The sequence below is a fragment of the Planctomycetia bacterium genome (assembly GCA_021413845.1).
In the GTDB taxonomy this organism is placed as follows: domain Bacteria; phylum Planctomycetota; class Planctomycetia; order Pirellulales; family PNKZ01; genus PNKZ01.
Map to the genome: position 1 here is coordinate 16,187 of JAIOPP010000124.1, position 17,490 is coordinate 33,676.

Here is a 17,490-nt window from a genome sequence, read left to right on the forward strand (position 1 = left end):
TAAGTGACGGACATGAAGCTCGATCCAACTCCGGACATTTATCATTTATCACTTAGCATTCTCCGACCCCTGACCTCCGACCCCTGACCCCTTCCGCTCCATGCTCGAACTTGCCGACCAACTCGACGACATTCTCCCCGCGGCGCTGGAAGGGCGGATCGTGCGCACGATCGGCATGACGGCCGCTGCGGCGGGCTTTCCGGCTCCGGTCGGGGCGCTGGTCGAGATCCAACGGCATGCCGGTCCGCCGCTGGAGGCCGAAGTGATCGGCTTTCGCGACGACCTCACGCTGCTGTTCCCCTTCGCCGATCTCGCCGGGATTCGCCAGGGAGATCGGGTCCGACTGAAACGAACGAAGAACCTGCTGCGCGTCGGCGAACAGTTGCTCGGGCGGGTCATCGATGCCCGCGGTATCGCGATCGATGGGCGGCCGCAACCGATGCTCAGCGATCGGGCTCCGCTCGATCGGAAACCGCCGAACCCCGTCGAACGTCCGCGAATCGACAAGCCGATCTCGACCGGCGTGCGCGTGATCGACGGCTTGCTCACCTGCGGACAAGGGCAGCGGATGGGGATCTTCGCCGGCTCGGGAGTCGGCAAGAGCGTGACGCTCGGCATGATGGCGAAGTACACGTCGGCCGATGTGAACGTGATCGCGCTGATCGGCGAACGAGGCCGAGAGTTGAACGAATTTCTTGAACGAGACCTCGGACCGCAAGGACGCGCGCGCAGCGTCGTCGTCGCGGCGACGAGCGATGAGCCGGCGCTGTTGCGCGTGCGGGCCGCCTTCGCGGCGACCGCCGTAGCGGAATGGTTTCGCGATCGCGGGAAGAACGTCCTGTTGATTATGGATTCGCTGACTCGGTTTGCCTTGGCCCAGCGCGAGATCGGTCTCGCGGCCGGCGAGCCTCCGACGACGCGCGGCTTTCCGCCCTCAGTGTTTGCGCTGTTGCCGAAGCTCGTCGAACGGGCCGGGCGCACGAAGCAAGGGAGCATCACGGCGTTCTACTCCGTGCTCGTCGAAGGGGATGATGAAAACGAACCGATCGCCGACTGCGTGCGCGGCTTGCTCGACGGCCACACTTGGCTCTCGCGCAAGATCGCTTCGCGGAATCATTATCCGGCGGTCGATGTGCTGGCGAGCTTGAGTCGGTTGATGAGCGAAGTCGCATCGCCCGAGCATCGCGACGCGGCGGGGATCGTGCGCGAGTTGATGGCTTCGTATCGCGACAACGAAGACTTGATTTCGATCGGCGCCTATCGCAAAGGCTCGAACCGGACGATCGATCTGGCGATCGAGATGCAAGAAATCATCAACACGTTTTTGAAACAAGAAGTGTCGGAGTCGTGTACGGTCGCGCAAGCGCAGCAGTTGCTCGCGCAGATCAAGCAAATTTGCCAGCAGAAGGTCAAAGCGGCGGTCGGAAACGAACCGGCCGCGGTTGGAAGTCGTTAAAGGTTTTAGTCCGAAAATACGTCGTATTGAGCCGGATCGTCGAGTTTTATGGCTGCGTTTAAGTTTCGCTTACAGACGTTGGTACGCATCCGCGAGGGAGCTCGCGACGAGCGGCGCGAGCAATTAGCCGAAGTGCTGCGCATCGACGAAGCGCTGCAGGCGCAGCTTACCGACTTAGAGCGCGACCGGCATCAAGCGCGACGAGAACAGACGTTCGGAGTCGGGCGAGTCGACGTCGATCGGATGCTCGGAATGCAGCGCTACGAAGCGCTCCTCATTGCCGAAATCGAACACGTGCAAAGGCAGCGCACGAAAGTGGGCGAAGAGTTGGAACGCCGCCGGCTGGCGCTCTTGGAAGCCGATCGCGAGGTGCGCGTGTTGGAGAAGCTGCGCGAAGTCCGCCTGGCGGAGTATCGCGCGGAGACGGCGGTAGCGGAAATGAAAGTCACCGATGAAGCGGCGGCGAGATGCGTCGGAGAGGAGTTCGATCGATGAACAAACTCTTTAACGGCTTGGCATCGCTCGTCATCTATCTCTTGGTAGGGCAAGCGCTGGCGGTGTTGGTCCTCTTCGGCGTCGTTGCGCTGAAGGGAGGCTTCTCGCACGACAAGCTCCGGCAGATTATGGCCGTCATTCAAGGAGTCGATCTACTCGCGCTGCGCGAAGGGGTCGAAGAGGATCGCACGAAGGATCATAGCGAACAACTCTCGTTAGCCGATATTGCCGAGGCCCGCGCGAGAAAGTCGCGCGATCTCGAGCTTCGCGAACAAGAATTGCGTAATCAATTGGCGCGCGCGACGTCGATGCAAAGAGTAGTAGCCGACGATACGGAGCGCTATCAACGGATGACGGCCGACTTCGAAACGCGGCTCAAGATGTTGCGCGAGGGAACCATCGCGGCGAGTTTGGAGAATGCCCGCCTGCTGCTGGAGAGCGTGAAGCCGAAGCAAGCGAAAGAGCAACTGCAAAAGATGCTCGACGGCGGCGAGATGAAGCAAGCGGTCTCGCTTTTGTCGGGCATGCCGATCGAGAAACGCGCGAAGATCGTGGCGGAGTTTAAGAACGAAAAAGAGTCGGAAGAATTGGCCGAGATGCTCCGCTTGATTCGCGCCGGCGAACCGGAAGTGACCGTGATCGACGAGACCGCGAAGCAGATCAAACAGCAAGGAACATGACGTCGCGGCCTGACCGTCGGTCGAGCCGCGCGGAACGAAGAACATCTTTAGAGTCGTCCCCCAGAGTTGACTTCGAGAAGACGAGGAAGCTTGTGCCTTTCGCCATAGAACCGACCGCATCGCCTGCCTTGGAAATCCCTGCGCCGATCGTCTCGACACCGTCGTCGAACGAGCGAGCGACGGGCTCGGTGCCGTCGTTTCAGGACCATCTCGAACGGGCCGGCCGCACGCCCGACGCACGCCGCGACGAACCGTCATCGTCGGAGTCGCGTGCCGAACGGAACGAGCGCGACGATCGTCGCGATGCAGCTTCCGCAAGTAGCGACCAAGCGGGAGAGCGCGCCGAGGCCGAGCGCCGCGAAGAACGGACGGACCCGACTCCGAGAAACGACGGAGACGCGACCGAGCCGCAGAAAGACAACGCCGAGAAAGCAAGCAAGGACGCTCCTCCGAAAGTCGACGGGAAAAAGAAGCACGGCTCGTCCGATCGACATCATGAGAAGAAGAAGGGGGAAGATACGACCGGAGTGGCCGTCGTCGCTGCGGCGGTCGTACAAGAGCCCGCGGCGAAAGATACAGTGTCGAAAGACGAAGTGACGCTGACAGAAGCGGGCCCCGAAGCAGACGCCGCCGCGGCTGCCATTGCCGAAGCGGCCCGAGCGGCAGCGAAAGAGACCGCGAAGCCGACGGTAGCGATCGCAGGTAAAGGTCGTCACGTCGATCCTACGAAAGCAACTGCTACGAAAGCGGTCGTGTCGGAAGAAGACGCAGTGAAGGCCAAGGCTGAGCAAGCAACCGCCGCAGCTGAGCAGAATGCGACGAAAGAAACGCCGGAAGTCGATCCTGCCGTCGTGGCTACGGCTGCGCCGGTCGTGTCGGAGTTGAGCAGCACGCAGACTCCGAAAAAATCCGATAAGAACGTGAAGCCGGCCGCTGCGACCGCGGAGACGACCGTAACAACGGAAGCGGTTGCCGAGGTCGCGACGACGGAAGCTCCGCAACCGACTGCCGAAGCGAAAGCCGCGACCGACGCGCCGGCGAGCAAGCCGGAGAAGACGGAAGAAAAGCACGACGGTGCCGGCAAGAACGAAGCGGCTTCGACCGCGGCGACCTTCGCCGCGCAGTTGTCGAGTGCCGTCGAGGCGACGACGTCGACCAACGGCGCAACGACGACGGCCGTCGCACAGGATGCCGCGGCAAGCATCGATGCGGCTTCTGCGGCAACGACGCCATCGGCCGGAAGGACGGACAATTCGACCGGCACGACGACGAAGCTCAGTCCCGATCGAGTGGCGACGAACGAAACGTTTCGGGCGGCGTTGTCTACCGAAACGGCTGCGGCCCGTGCGACGGGAAGCGACGTCGAGCAAAGCGGCGGCTTGTCGACCGCCGATCGCGCCAGGTTCGTGCAACGTGTGGCGCGTGCCGTGCGCACGACGCACGAGCGTGGGGGCGAGTTGCAGATTCGCTTGAGCCCGCCGGAGCTCGGCCAGTTGCGGTTGCAGGTGCAGATGACCGACGGAACCCTTTCGGCGCGGATCGAGGCGGAGACTCCGCAAGCGAAGCAACTGCTGACCGAAAACCTCGGCGTGTTGCGCGATCGGCTGGCGGAACAGAACGTACGCGTCGAGCGGATCGACGTCGAATTGATGAACACCGGCAACGGCGGCTCGCCGAACATGCAGGATCGGCGCAACGATCCTCCGCAAGAATCGCTCCGCCGCGGCTTCGGCACGGCGCCGCGCGGCGCCGACACGGTCGATGCCGGAGCGGCCGACCCGCGCGCAAGCGGTACTACGCCGACGACCGCCGGGCGGCTCAACGTCGTGATCTAAACGAACCGAAGCTCAACCGTGAACAACCAACGAACTCACTCGAATCCGATAACCAACGAGGCACACGAATGGCTACCGATACCAGCGTCGGCTCCGGCACGACACCGAAGGTCGATCGCTCGAAGCTGCCGCAGCAAGTCGACAAGTTCAACAATTTGAAGTCGGAAGACTACATCAAGCTGATGGTCTCGGAACTTCAAAACCAAGATCCGTTGAACCCGATGGACAATGCGCAGATGTTGCAGCAGGTGAGCCAGATTTCGAGCATTCAATCGACGAATAACTTGTCGACGACGTTGAACTCGGTGTTGCTCGGCCAAAATCTTTCGAGCGTCGGCTCGTTGATCGGCAAAGGAGTGATCGGCATCACCGACGCCGGAACGGCCGTGCAAGGGATCGTCGATAGCGCATCGATCGTCGACGGCAAGCCGTATCTCAACGTGCCGAAGGCCGATGGTACGTCGTTGGATCAAGTCTCGCTCTCGAATATTTCGCAGGTTCTTTAAACGCAAGAATGCCCGACGGACGCAACGGTCGGACGATGCCGGGGCAGCATCGCAAATTCCTTCACACTTAACTTCGTCGCTCGATAAAGGGGCCAGATCATGGGCTTGTCTTCGGTATTCAATACGGCCGTCACCGGTTTGCAGGCGAGCGAAACGATGATCGACGTCGCAGGCAACAACGTCGCGAACTCGAACACGATCGGCTTCAAGAAGTCGGAAGCGTTGTTTTCGACGCAGTTCTTGCAGACGTTGGGGCTCGGCTCCGCACCGTCCGACGGCACCGGCGGTACGAACCCACGCCAGATCGGCCTCGGTACGCAGGTACAAGCGATTCGTCCCGACTTCACGCAAGGAACGATCGCGATCAGTTCCAATCCCTCGGACTTGGCGCTCCAGGGAGACGGGTTCTTCATCGTGCGCAGCTCGAGCGGTGAGCAACTCTATACGCGCAACGGTAAGTTCGAGTTGAACTCGCAGAGCGAGCTCGTTTCGGCAGGGGGCGAGCGCTTGCTCGGCTTCGGCATCGACGACAATTACCAAATTCAATCGACGACGCTGCAGTCGTTGACGATCCCGTTGGGTTCCGCGGCGGTCGCGAAGCCGACTGAGAACGTATATCTGCAAGGGACCTTGACGCCGACCGGAGCCGTTGCCGAGGCGGACAAGGGTGAGATCATCGCCTCGCGCGTCTTCAGCGACGGCTCGAAGGGCTACCCGACCACTTCGCCGAGCACTTCGATCGTGAATCTGCCGTCGACCGGCGCCGGCGCCGTTCCCGGCACCACTCCCGGCTCGATTCCCGACGGCACTTATCGCTACAAGTTCGTTTATGTAGACGCTAGCGGGAACGAGTCGACCGCTTCCACCCCGATCGGGCCGTTTACGGTTACCAACCCCACGACCAACTCGGTCGATCTCACGCTTCCGGCCGCGCCGTTGGGCTATACGACGACGCGTATCTACCGCACGGACGACACCACCTCGCCGTTTACTTACGACAAGATCGCGGACATCGCGGGCACGTCGACCGCTTACACCGATATCGCGGCTGCGGGCACCACGCCGCCGCTCACGGAAAGCGGCCTGATCGCCGGAGCGAGCTACAGCTACTACGTCACTTGGTACAACTCGCTCACCGGCCAAGAGAGCCGGCCGGTGTCTTCGATCGGTGCGCAAACCATCGGTGCAGATGGTCAGAAGATCGCACTGACGAACATCCCTCAACCTCCCACGGTCGCGCCGCCGGCATCTCCCGAATACGACCAGGTGCGCATCTATCGCAGCCTGGGAGACACATCGAACCAGCCGACCGAGCAATTCCGCCTCACGTTGCCGACCGGTTTCTCAGGCACGACCTATATCGACGGACAAAGCGATGCGTCGATCAACAACGATCTGAATAAGATCAATCTCGACGGACCCCCGATTTCGCTCACTACCTCGCTGAAAGACTTGGTCTATCTCGACGGCTCCAGCTACGTGCATGCGTTTCAGCCCGGCGCTACGTTTCAAGACGGCACCTTTACGTTCACGGGCCGCAAGGGAGATCGGGCGTTGACTGCCAAATCGTTGGCGATCGATGCGACGACGAACGTGCAAGACCTCGCCGACTTCATGGAAGAGGAAATGGGCATTCAGGCGATCAGCGGCAACGAAGGAGGGAGCATCACTCCCGATAGTCGACTGCAATTCATCGGCAACACGGGTGCCGACAACAAGTTGGAAATTCGTCTCTCGGGCATGCAGTTCACGCCGACCGGATCGACATCGACTTCTCAGGTGAACATGGCTTATACGTCGACGCAAGCAGCGACGGGCCAAAGCGCCGTGGCCGACTTCGTCGCTTACGACTCGCTGGGCATCGCCGTGAACGTGCGCGTGACGACCGTCTTGGAATCGCGCACCGGTACGGAAACCGTTTACCGTTGGTTCGCCGACTCCGGCGACAACGATCCGCGCGTCGGCAACAACATCGCGGTCGGTTCGGGCACGATCAAGTTCGACGGCGAAGGAAAGTTCATCTCGGCGTCCAACTCTTCCGTCGCGATCTCGCGCGAGCACATTCCTTCGACTTCGCCGATGGAATTCGAACTCGACTTCACGCAAATCTCGGGGCTTTCGGCTACGAAGAGCACCCTCTCGGCCACGCGCCAAGATGGTTTCCCGCCCGGCAAGTTGACCAGCTATTTGATCGGTGAAGACGGCAAGATTCGCGGCGTGTTCGACAACGGAACCGAACGGGATCTGGGCCAGATCGTGTTGGCTCGCTTCGCCAATCCGTCGGGCCTCGAACAACGGGGTCAGAATCTCTACAGCTCCGCGGTCAACTCCGGGTTGCCGGTTACTGGCAAGCCGGGCGATCAAGGAATCGGCACCGTCGTGTCGGGCGCGGTCGAGCAATCGAATACCGACATCAGCAAGAGCCTCATCGACCTGATCTCGGCATCGACGCAGTATCGGGGCAACGCGCGCGTCATCACGGCTGCGCAACAGCTGCTCGACGAACTTCTGAACTTGCGCCGGTAGGTCGACGTTTTCCGAATAGCCGACTTCGACGAAGAGACCTTTTACGATGATCAAAGTGACGAACCTCAGCGGCGAACCGTTTTTGCTCAATGCGGAACTGATCCGCTACGTCGAAGCTCGGCCCGACACGTTCATTACCTTGTTGCAGGGAGAGCGCATCGTCGTGCGCGAAACGATGGACGAAGTGTTGCATCTGACGCTCGACTATCAACGCTCGAAGCATTTCGTGCCGCTGCGTCGACACGCCGCCGCTTCCGCGACCGGCGAGTTCGAACTGCCGCCCCTGTTCGATGAGGCGGCCGCTTGAGTACCAGAAACGTGGTGATCTATGGATCCTAAAAAGCCCTACATCGACATCGCGTCGATCCTCGGCGTCGTCACCGCTTTGGCGGCGATGGTCTATGCGGTGCTTGCCGGCGGCGGCAGCGCGGGGGCGTTTATCGACTATCCCTCGTTGGCTTGCGTCGGCGGCGGCAGCATCGCTGCGCTCTTGATGTGTTATCCGCTGAAGAACGTAATGACGATCGGTAAGGTTTATAAAGTCGTCTTCGTCAATCAGTTGCCCGACGTTCCGGCTGTGATCGAGACGCTCGTGTCGCTGTCCGAAACGGCGCGTCGCGAAGGGTTGCTCGCGCTGGAGAATAAGATCGGCAGTCTGAAGGATCCGTTTATCGTGCTCGGTATTCAAATGGCGGTCGACGGCACTCGGCCCGAGATCATCGAAGAGGTGCTGCGAACGGAAATCGAATCGAAGGCGATGCGCCATAGCGTCGGCAAGGGGCTGATCGATCAGCTCGGAAAGTACGGTCCGGCGTTCGGAATGATCGGCACGCTGTTGGGGCTCGTGATCATGCTCGGCAATATGTCCGATCCGAATTCGATCGGGCCGGGAATGGCCGTGGCCTTGCTGACGACGCTCTACGGTGCGCTCTTGGCGAATGCGATCTGTCTGCCGTTTGCCGAAAAGCTCAACTTTCTCAACAAGCAAGAATTGCTGGCGATGGAGATCGTGCTGAAGGGAATCATGGCGATCCAGTCGGGCGACAACCCGCGCGTCATCCAGCAGAAGCTCAATATGTATTTGCCGCCGAAGGCCCGAACCCGCGGCTTCAAAGCGGCGTGAGCGCCGGGAAATCGAGATGACCGCGTATGGCGTTTCAAGAAGACCCGCCGGCAAGCTTGCCCGATTGGTTCGTCACCTACGGCGACATGATGTCGCTCTTGCTGACGTTCTTCATCATGCTCGTTTCGATGAGCGAACTGAAAACCGATAGCCGCGTATTGTCGGCCGTCGATGCGCTGCAGAAGCAATTCGGCAACGACAAGGAAAACGTACCGGGTGCCGCACGCCAAAGGGGCGCGAAAGTCGAAGCACCGCTCGGCCCGAACGCACTCGTGCAAGGTCTGCGACCGGGTCGGCAAGTGATGGCCGGCGGCACGATTCTGTTCGACGAAAACGTCGTCGCGCCGACGGACGACGAGGTTGCGAAGTTGCGGCTCATTGCCGAGCAGTTTCAAGGCAAAGCGCAGATGATCGAGATCCGCGGCCACACCTCGCGCCGGCCGTTGCCCAAAGACTCGCAGTTGACCGACCATTGGGATTTGGCCTTCGCCCGCTGTCGGGAAGTGCAGACCCGGCTCGAAGGGATGGGCATCGACCCGAAACGGATCCGGCTCTCGCTTTCGGCCGGAAACGAGCCGGTTTACAGCGGCGACGACTACTTGCGCCGCAAAGCCAACTCGCGCGTCGAGGCGTTTCTATTGAACGAATATGCCAGTGATTACGAAAATGCCGACGGCGCAGCCCCCAGCGACGTCAAACCCTAAGCGAGCGGCGCGGACGATTCCGTAAGCTAGAGTTGTTTCGGAAAGCGTCGATCGGTGACGTGATGGCGTAGTTTTTTCGAGCGGTAAACGGTTATGGCAGCTCCTCACGAAAAAGAAGCGGCGCATGCAGGTCCGGCGAAGGTCGGTCTGCTTTCCAAACTGTTGCCGGCATTGATAGTCATCGCCGTCGTGACGGGCGAAGGGGTCGCCGCGTTCATGTTGATGCCGTCGGTCGAGCAAAATGCGAAGGCCGCGCAGGAAGCTCTCGCCGCGAAGCCTCCGGAGCCCGAGCACAACGCCCACGACGCCGAGCTTTCGGAAGTCGATTTGGAGCCATTTAAGATCACGTCGTTTCAGCCGGCATCGAGCATTACGTTGCGCGTCGAGTTCCATCTGTTCGGGATGGTGCCGGCAGACAAAGCCGAAGCGTTTAAGACGTTGTATGAAGCGAAGAAAAATCGGGTGCGCGACAACGTCAACGGCATCATTCGCAGCGCCGAAATGAACGACCTCACCGACCCGGGGTTGGGCTTGATCAAACGGAAGATATTAGAGACAACTAACAAGGCGCTCGGAAAGCCGTTGCTCGAAGGAGTGATGTTCTCCGAGTTCACGTTCTTAGAACAGTAGTGAAGGAAACGTAGTTTCCGAAGCTGTTGTTTGCGAAGAGCGGCGTTATCAGAGTTGTCCGCGCAGTCGAAGTCGCCATCGCGCCAGGAGGGTGCAGGCACGACTGTTTCGTCCTAGCGAGTTGCTTCGCTCAGATCGTTTCGCGTCGAGAGTTGGCGGCTGTGAGGCCGTCGACCGTGACGCTTTCGGCTAAAGGAATGGATTCCGATGCCCGGCGACGAATCAAATCAGGTCAGCGCGAGCGAGATCGAAGAACTCTTGCGCCAAGCGCGCGAAGGAACCGCTCCCGGCGGTTCGCCCGCGGCAGGGGCTTCTTCCACGGCGACCTCGGACGCTTCAGGCGCAGGGGCGACGCATGCCGACTCGACCGTGTCGTCGAAGCCCGGTGTGTCGAAACCGGCCGCTAAGCCGGTCGTGCCGAGTCCGTCTCATGGCGAAAACTCGATCGCGCAGGCCGATATCGAGTTGCTGCTCAGCCATGCCGAAAAGGCGCTCGCTTCGGCGCAAGGAGCCGGTGACGACGCGTTGCCGGCCGGCGTCAATCCGTTCAAGTTGGAAGACTTCGCCGGTGCGCCGGCTTCGACCGAGATCGCGACGATCGAACTCGTGCGCGATGTCGAACTCGATCTGAAGATCGAGCTCGGCCGAACGCATATGTACTTGGAAGACGTCTTGAAGCTCCGTCGCGGCTCGGTCGTGCCGCTCGATAAGCTGGCCGGCGATCCGGTCGACATCTACGTCAACGGCCGGCTCATCGCCCGAGGCGAAGTGTTGGTGCTCAACGACAACTTCTGCGTGCGGGTCGCCGAACTCATCAGCAGCGAGGCGAGCGCCGCCGCCGGTTGATCGGCGTCGGGCCGTCGACGAACACGAAGCGAGAAGGGGGGCGATAGTCATGGCAGACAACGCGAAATCGCCGCTCGTTCACGGCTTGTTGCTCTCGGCAGCGCTGCTGCTCGGCGCGCATGCGCCGGCCTTGGCGCAACAGTCTTCCGCTCCTTCGTTCGGCGTTCGAAGTGACGCGGAAGCGACGCCGGCCACGTATCTCGCACCCTCTATTACACCGCCCGGAGCATTGCAATCGCCGGCCGCCGCGCCGGAGCCTCGGCTCCTTACTTTGCCGACTCCCGCAGCGCCCGTCGCAGTATCGCCGGTTGCTGTGGCACCGGTTGCCGAACCAGTCGCGGCCGTCGGGCTCACGCCTGCCGATGCGAAAGCGCCGAAGAAGCTCGCGCTGCCGGGTGCGGATAGAGCGGGCGCAAATAAATCCGGCGCAGATAAAGCCAACGCAGCGAATTCAGGAACCGATTCCAACGCCATGCGCAGCACGACGAGCCGTGGCCTTTCCGGCGTCGTTACCGTGTTGGCGAGCCTCGGCGTCGTGCTCGGCTTGTTCATCGGCATGGCGTGGCTCATGCGTCGCGGACTGCCGAAGCAAGGACGCCTATTGCCGCGCGAAGCGGTCGAATCGCTCGGGCGAATCCCTTTTCCCGGTCGGCAGCAGGGGCAGCTTCTCCGCGTCGGCAACAAGATGGTGCTCGTGAGTTTCTCGAACTCCGGCGCCGACGTCATCGCCGAGATCACCGATCCGCTCGAAGTCGATCGTCTGTCGGGCCTTTGCGCTCAGCACGATCCGCATAGCTCGGTGAAGACGTTCCGCGACGTCGTCGACCAGTTCTTCGGCGAGAAGCCGCAGCGTCGTGCGGCGGCGCGCAGCGCCGCGGCGATGAGAACGAAGGAGCGCGACGTTGTTTAAACTTCCTCGCTTCACACGCCGCCACGGTTTCCGCGCGCTGCTCGTGGCGATTTGCTTCGGCATCGCTTTAGCCGGCGTTTCGCTATACACGGTCTCGGCTTTCGCGCAAGAGTCGTCGAACAGTCCGGCGAAGCTGGCCGTGCCGACGGAGCTGCTCGGTGGTCCGCAACAATGGACCAGTCCCGAGGGGCTGACGTCGGCGTTGCAGGTGATGTTTCTGATGACGGTCGTAAGCTTGGCTCCGGCCTTGCTCATGATGACGACCTGCTTCATCCGCGTCCTCGTCGTGCTCGGGCTCTTGCGCCAAGCGCTCGGCACGCAGCAACTTCCGCCGAACCAAGTCCTCACGTCCCTCGCGCTGTTCATCACGCTCGCGGTGATGACGCCGGTATGGACGCAGACGTATGAGCAAGCGATCGTGCCGTATACGAACCATCAGATCAACGTCGAGCAAGCGTTCGAGCGGGGCGTCGGGCCGATCCGTCGGTTCATGAGTTTGCAGATCGAGCGCTGCGGCAACAGCGACGACGTTTGGCTCTTCCTCCGCTATACCTCGGTCGATAAGCAACCGGAGACGTACGACGAGGTACCCCTTTCGGCGTTGCTGCCGGCCTTCATGCTCAGCGAATTGAAGACGGCGTTCCTGATCGGCTTTCAGATTTACTTGCCGTTTCTCATCATCGACATGGTCGTCTCCAGCGTGCTCATCGCGATGGGCATGATGATGTTGCCGCCCGTGTTGATTTCGTTGCCGTTCAAGTTGTTGCTGTTTGTGATGATCGACGGCTGGCATCTGATCGTCGGTATGTTGATGGACAGCTTTCAAGCGTTTACGTGACGTCGCGAGCGGTGCTCTCGTTGTGCGCGCGTCGGTAGGGCTTCGTTTTTATTTTCGGTCGAGTGCAGGACATGGATGTTCAAGACGCCGTCGACTTGGGACGCAACGCCGTCATCCTGACGTTGGTGCTCTCGGCCCCTGCGCTGGCCGTGGGGATGATCGTCGGGCTCGTCGTCGGCTTGCTGCAAGCCTTGACGCAAGTGCAAGAACAGACCGTCGCGTTCGTGCCGAAGTTAATCGCGATGTTCCTCGTCGTCGGCCTCACGATGCCCTGGCTCCTCACGCAACTCTCCGACTACTGGATCGGCCTCATCTCGGCGATCCCGGAAAACCTGTAGAAGAAAGTCGGAAGTAAAAATGCAAAATGCAAAACGAGAAGAGCGAAGAGGCGGAGATATTCTCCTATTCCGACTTCTGCCTTCTGCCTTCTGACTTTCCTCCATGCCTTCCTTCGCTTCCGCTTACGTGATTCTGCTGATGCTCGTGCTTGTGCGCACTTCGAGCATCATGCTGTTTGCGCCGGTGTTCGGTACGAGCGAAGTTCCGCCGACGATCCGCGCCCTGCTGGCCCTGGCGATCTCGATGCTGATCGTGCCGGTGCAGTCCGTGGCTCGGGTTCCGCTCCCGACGTCGATCGTCGATCTCACGCTGATGCTCGCGGCCGAGACGCTTATCGGCCTGACGCTCGGCCTGGGAGTGATGATTCTTTTTTCGGCGTTCCAACTCACCGGTCAGATGATCGGGCAGCTCAGCGGCATGTCGCTCGGCGACGTTTACAACCCGAGCTTCAACGATTCGATGCCGCTGTTGTCGAACTTCTTGTACCTCACCACGCTCGCGGTCTACATGCTGATCGGCGGCCATCGGATGCTCATGGCCGGCTTGTTGAATACCTTTCAAGCAATCCCGCCCGGCATGGCCGTGATGCCGGCCGGAGCCGAGCGGTTGCTGGTGAATCTCTTCACCGAAAGTTTCGAGCTCGGCGTGCGCGCGGCCGCTCCGGCGACCGTTGCGCTGCTGCTGGCGACCGTCGTGCTCGGGCTCGTCAGCCGGAGCTTGCCGCAGTTGAACATCCTCGCGCTCGGCTTCGGCTTCAATGCCTTGGTAACGTTCAGCGTCCTCACGATCACGATCGGCGGCGCGTGCTGGTTGCTGCAAGAGCGGCTCGAGCCGACGATCGACGTGCTGCTGGAAACGCTGTTGCCGGTCGCTTCGCCGAGCCCCTCTGCTTCGCCGAGCCCTTCTTAGCACCATAAGGCTCTTCGCGAAATCTTATGGCCGACGACGACTCCGAAAAGTCACACGACGCCACCGACCACCGGCGCGACGAAGCGCGGCAGCAAGGTGAGATTGCGCGCAGCCAAGACTTAGCCGCGGCGGTCGTGTTGGTCGTCGCGCTCGGCTTGCTCTATTCATGGTGGATGACGATCGTCGACTTTCTCGGCGGCTTCGCCTCGCTGCAACTCGGCGGCGAGGCTTGGCTCAGCGCCGATATCGACTTCGTCGGCACGCAGATGCGCGAAGTTCTCATGAGCTTGGGCAAGGTGCTCGTCCCTTTGTTCGGGCTGTTGTTGCTCGCCGCCGTCGGGGCCAATCTCTTACAGTTCGGGTTCTTGTGGTTGCCCGAGAAATTGATGCCCGACTTCGGCCGGCTCAACCCGCTGTCGGCGTTCGGGCGCATCTTCGCGATGGCGAACCTCGTGAAGCTGATGTTCGGCCTGTTCAAGATCGGGCTCGTCGTCGGCGTGGCCTATCATGAGTTGGCCGATCAGATCGTGCCGATTCTCGGACTCACGGCCTTGAGCTTGCCGCAGATCGCGACGTATCTCGTCTCGATCTTATTCTGGACGACCTTCAAGATCGCCGCCGCGCTCGCGCTGTTGGCGATCTTCGACTTCGGCTTTCAATGGTGGAAGCACGAAAAAGATTTGAAGATGTCGACGCAAGAGCTGCGCGACGAAATGAAGAACATGCAGGGCGATCCGCAGATCGCGTCGCGGCGTCGGCAAGTGCAGCGGCAGCTGGTGCAGAACCGCTTGAAGACGGCCGTGCCGAAGGCCGACGTCGTGGTGACGAATCCGACGGAGCTCGCCATCGCGCTGCAATACGATCCGGAGAAGATGGCCGCGCCGATCGTACTGGCGAAAGGGGCCGGCGTGCTTGCGCAGCGCATTCGTCAGATCGCCTTGGAAAACGGCATCCCGATCGTCGAGAAGAAGCCGCTCGCGCAGGCGCTCTATAAAGAGGTCGACGTCGGGCATCCGATCCCCGGCGGGCTCTATTCCGCGGTCGCCGAGATCATGGCCTACGTCTATCAGCTGAAGGGGAAGACGATGCCCCAACGGCCGGCGGCGTAACGGTAGCCCACGGTCGGCGCGGTCGGTATAACGTACGACTTCGCGAAACGCGCGCGTGCTGTGCTTCACTGCTTCTCTCTTGCCGTCTCTCTTGCTTCGAGCTTCGCCATGAATGATGCGCTCTTCGATGTGTCCGGCCAGGTGGTGTTGGTTTCCGGAGGAACTCGCGGCATCGGCCGGAGTATCGCCGAAGGGTTCTGTGCGCGCGGGGCGACCGTCGTCGTGACCGGTCGCGACGGCACAGTCGCCGAGCAAGCAGCCGTCGAGATCGCGGCATCGGAGTCGGTCGCGCAGAACGCAGGCCGGTGCTTCGGCATCGGCTGCGACGTGGCCGATGCGGCGCAGATGCAGCCCCTCGTCGATCGGATCTTAGCCGAGCATGGCCGAATCGACACGTTGGTGAACGTCGCAGGAGTGAACCGCCGGAAGCGCTCGGAAACCGTCACCGAAGAAGACTTCGACTTCATCATGGGAACGAACTTCCGAGGCGCTTTCTTCCTGTCGCAAGTCGTCGGGCGGCACATGCTCGAGCGGCGCAGAGGGAGTCAGATCAACATCGTCTCGCTCAACAACCATGGGCCGTTGCCGTGGGTCTTGCCCTATGCGGCGAGCAAGGCGGCGCTCGGACACATGACGCGCGTCCTAGCGATGGAGTGGGGGCCGCGCGGCATTCGGGTAAACGCCATTGCGCCGGGCTTCATCCTCACCGACTTGTCGAAGAAGCTCTGGTCGAACCCAATGATGCAGGAGTGGAACACCGAGAACACGCCGCTCCGCCGGCTCGGCAAGCCCGACGATATGATCGGCACGGCGATCTTCTTGGCGTCGGAAGCTTCGGCCTTCATGACGGGCCAGATCGTCTTCGTCGACGGCGGCTTCTCCAGCGGGATCATGTGGCCGATCGAGAAGGCGCTGTGAGTTCGATCGTCGCGGAGCTGGGCACCGGGTATGCACCCGGTGCTATTGAACGATCAGCGACTACGCGAGCCGCATTACCGACCCCTGACCCCTTCTTCAAACGAGCAAATCATCCAGCGGCGGGTGCCAGAGCGGGAGTCTTGGAAACAGTGCCGAGGCGAGGCGCAGGGCCCGTTGCGACGAGGCTTTGAGTCGGGCCGAGGCCGCGGCTTCGTCGATGTCGAGGTGTCCGAGCAGCAGACGCGTGAAGTCAGCGGAGCTGAGGCGAATCCAGGTCTTCGTCGAGCTGCCGGAGATGAGCTTCACGCTCCGGCGCGAAATCATCAGGCAAAGTCGCATGTCGCCGACCGTGATGCCGAGCTCGGTGGCGCGGGCCAATTCTTCGCTGCGTGCCGGTTCCGCTTCGGCCGTCGCTGTTGCGGGGGAAAGGGCTTCGCGGAGACGCTCGTGTAGCGTCGGCAAAAGTCGGCGGAGGAATTCCGGTTGATCGAAGAGCTTGACCATCGTCACTTCGCCGTCGCAGGCTTCCGTCCGGTGCAGCATGCCGCCGGCCGTTTCGACGGCGCTCCACAACGGTTCGTCGGGAGCCAGATGCAGCCGCACGACATGATGGTCGCGCTCGATCGCATCGCCGCAGGCTCGCGCCAGCAGGCGCTCTTGAACACCGCAATGTTTGTCCGAAGCGACGAGCTCTAAGATCGAGTCGTCGCGCTGGACGACGTAGCCGACGATCGAGCCGTCGTCGAAATCGAAGTCGAAGCGCTTCGGCCCGGCGAGCGCGACGAACACATGGTCGGCATAGCGATTGACGAGCCAGCGCCAGTAGGCTTCGGTTCGCTCGTAAGGTCCGTAAGCCTTGGCGGTGCGCTCTTGATAGAGTCGCACGAGCGACGGCAGCTCGACATGCCGCCACGGGCGGATCGTGATCTCTTCGTCGATGCCGTGCGGCGCGAAGCCGCGCACGGAAAGCTGGGCCAACAGGTCGCGCGCGCCGACTTGCGCATGGCTATGCCGCATGCAGACGACCCAATCGCTCCGACGAAAATAATGCGGTATGCGGGTCGAAAGCATTCCGAGCACCGAGCCGTCGGCGGCCATCGCGGCATCGGCTTGCTCCAGCAATCGCCGGCCGTAATCGCGACCGCGGCATTCGGGCAACACGCCGAGACGGTGCAGCGCCGTCGCCGGGAGCGCTTCGTTGCCGAAGCGAACGACGCGCTGCGCCAAGTGCGCATGGCCGAGAACCTGCATCCCGCGCTTCACGACGAGCCGATCGCACGGTTCATACAGCGGGTCTTCGAGCGACGAAGCGAAATCGTCTTTCGACGGTGCATGGAACACGGCCGAGAGCAGCTGATGGATTCCGGCATGGTCTCCGGCGCCGGCCGGTCCGATGCGCACGACGTCTTGCGGCGCGGCGGCGACACCGAGCGGCCAGATGTAAGGAGAATCCGCGGAATTCTCTCCGGCGTTCTCCTTCGGGCCGGCAGTCGTCTTCGCGGCGCGAGGGGCCGGACGGGGCGTTTCCGCAGGTTTTTGCTCATTCAAGCCGACGATTGGTTTCGCTGTGGATAACCGGTCGACAGGTCGGGCAAGCGGGGCCCTCGTGGCTAGGGCATCGTCCGCAATTGTGCCGGGGCGCATGGTCAGAATCCCTTCTGTTGTC

18 protein-coding genes are annotated in these 17,490 nt (G+C 61.5%); 17 read left to right on the forward strand and 1 reads right to left on the reverse strand.

Annotation, left to right across the window (positions count from 1 at the left end; all coding sequences use genetic code 11):
• Positions 1-100: 100 nt before the first annotated feature.
• From K8U03_21865 to K8U03_21945, 17 genes are all read left to right on the forward strand, one after another.
• Entirely contained in the window at positions 101-1,456 is a 1,356-nt protein-coding gene (locus tag K8U03_21865; protein ID MCE9607543.1) for a FliI/YscN family ATPase, read from the forward strand.
• 48 nt (positions 1,457-1,504) lie between these two features.
• On the forward strand, positions 1,505-1,951 hold the full coding sequence (fliJ, locus tag K8U03_21870) for a flagellar export protein FliJ (protein ID MCE9607544.1): 447 nt from the start codon (positions 1,505-1,507) through the stop codon (positions 1,949-1,951).
• Positions 1,948-2,631, forward strand: coding sequence for a hypothetical protein (locus K8U03_21875; protein MCE9607545.1), 684 nt, complete (start codon positions 1,948-1,950; stop codon positions 2,629-2,631). Before fliJ ends, K8U03_21875 begins: the two co-directional genes overlap by 4 nt.
• A gap of 92 nt (positions 2,632-2,723) precedes the next feature.
• Positions 2,724-4,466 carry a flagellar hook-length control protein FliK gene (locus K8U03_21880; GenBank protein ID MCE9607546.1) on the forward strand — a complete coding sequence of 581 codons (1,743 nt, stop codon included), beginning with the start codon at positions 2,724-2,726 and terminating at the stop codon, positions 4,464-4,466.
• 68 nt (positions 4,467-4,534) lie between these two features.
• Positions 4,535-4,972, forward strand: a complete 438-nt coding sequence (locus K8U03_21885) for a hypothetical protein (protein MCE9607547.1) — start codon at positions 4,535-4,537, stop codon at positions 4,970-4,972.
• A 99-nt stretch (positions 4,973-5,071) separates the two neighbouring features.
• Positions 5,072-7,498 carry a flagellar hook-basal body complex protein gene (locus tag K8U03_21890; protein MCE9607548.1) on the forward strand — a complete coding sequence of 809 codons (2,427 nt, stop codon included), beginning with the start codon at positions 5,072-5,074 and terminating at the stop codon, positions 7,496-7,498.
• A 46-nt stretch (positions 7,499-7,544) separates the two neighbouring features.
• Positions 7,545-7,805 carry a flagellar FlbD family protein gene (locus K8U03_21895; GenBank protein ID MCE9607549.1) on the forward strand — a complete coding sequence of 87 codons (261 nt, stop codon included), beginning with the start codon at positions 7,545-7,547 and terminating at the stop codon, positions 7,803-7,805.
• Between the two features lie 42 nt (positions 7,806-7,847).
• On the forward strand, positions 7,848-8,621 hold the full coding sequence (locus tag K8U03_21900) for a motility protein A (protein ID MCE9607550.1): 774 nt from the start codon (positions 7,848-7,850) through the stop codon (positions 8,619-8,621).
• A 26-nt stretch (positions 8,622-8,647) separates the two neighbouring features.
• Positions 8,648-9,325 (forward strand): OmpA family protein, encoded by a 678-nt coding sequence (locus K8U03_21905; protein ID MCE9607551.1) that lies wholly within the window; start codon positions 8,648-8,650, stop codon positions 9,323-9,325.
• A 93-nt stretch (positions 9,326-9,418) separates the two neighbouring features.
• On the forward strand, positions 9,419-9,955 hold the full coding sequence (locus K8U03_21910; protein ID MCE9607552.1) for a flagellar basal body-associated FliL family protein: 537 nt from the start codon (positions 9,419-9,421) through the stop codon (positions 9,953-9,955).
• A gap of 207 nt (positions 9,956-10,162) precedes the next feature.
• A complete protein-coding gene (gene fliN / locus K8U03_21915; GenBank protein ID MCE9607553.1) occupies positions 10,163-10,801 on the forward strand; it encodes a flagellar motor switch protein FliN in 639 nt (212 codons plus the stop codon).
• A 49-nt stretch (positions 10,802-10,850) separates the two neighbouring features.
• Positions 10,851-11,711 carry a hypothetical protein gene (locus K8U03_21920; protein ID MCE9607554.1) on the forward strand — a complete coding sequence of 287 codons (861 nt, stop codon included), beginning with the start codon at positions 10,851-10,853 and terminating at the stop codon, positions 11,709-11,711.
• Between the two features lie 37 nt (positions 11,712-11,748).
• On the forward strand, positions 11,749-12,549 hold the full coding sequence (gene fliP / locus K8U03_21925) for a flagellar type III secretion system pore protein FliP (GenBank protein ID MCE9607555.1): 801 nt from the start codon (positions 11,749-11,751) through the stop codon (positions 12,547-12,549).
• Between the two features lie 71 nt (positions 12,550-12,620).
• Positions 12,621-12,887: a flagellar biosynthesis protein FliQ gene (gene fliQ / locus K8U03_21930; protein ID MCE9607556.1), complete on the forward strand. Its 267-nt coding sequence runs from the start codon at positions 12,621-12,623 to the stop codon at positions 12,885-12,887.
• A gap of 103 nt (positions 12,888-12,990) precedes the next feature.
• On the forward strand, positions 12,991-13,797 hold the full coding sequence (locus K8U03_21935; protein MCE9607557.1) for a flagellar biosynthetic protein FliR: 807 nt from the start codon (positions 12,991-12,993) through the stop codon (positions 13,795-13,797).
• Between the two features lie 26 nt (positions 13,798-13,823).
• Positions 13,824-14,906 carry an EscU/YscU/HrcU family type III secretion system export apparatus switch protein gene (locus K8U03_21940; protein ID MCE9607558.1) on the forward strand — a complete coding sequence of 361 codons (1,083 nt, stop codon included), beginning with the start codon at positions 13,824-13,826 and terminating at the stop codon, positions 14,904-14,906.
• 108 nt (positions 14,907-15,014) lie between these two features.
• The gene (locus K8U03_21945; GenBank protein ID MCE9607559.1) at positions 15,015-15,824 is read left to right on the forward strand and encodes a glucose 1-dehydrogenase; all 810 of its coding nucleotides are present in this window, start codon (positions 15,015-15,017) and stop codon (positions 15,822-15,824) included.
• A gap of 96 nt (positions 15,825-15,920) precedes the next feature.
• Here K8U03_21945 and K8U03_21950 read toward each other — a convergent pair whose 3' ends face one another.
• The gene (locus K8U03_21950; GenBank protein ID MCE9607560.1) at positions 15,921-17,372 is read right to left on the reverse strand and encodes a GNAT family N-acetyltransferase; all 1,452 of its coding nucleotides are present in this window, start codon (positions 17,370-17,372) and stop codon (positions 15,921-15,923) included.
• Between the last annotated feature and the right edge of the window lie 118 nt (positions 17,373-17,490).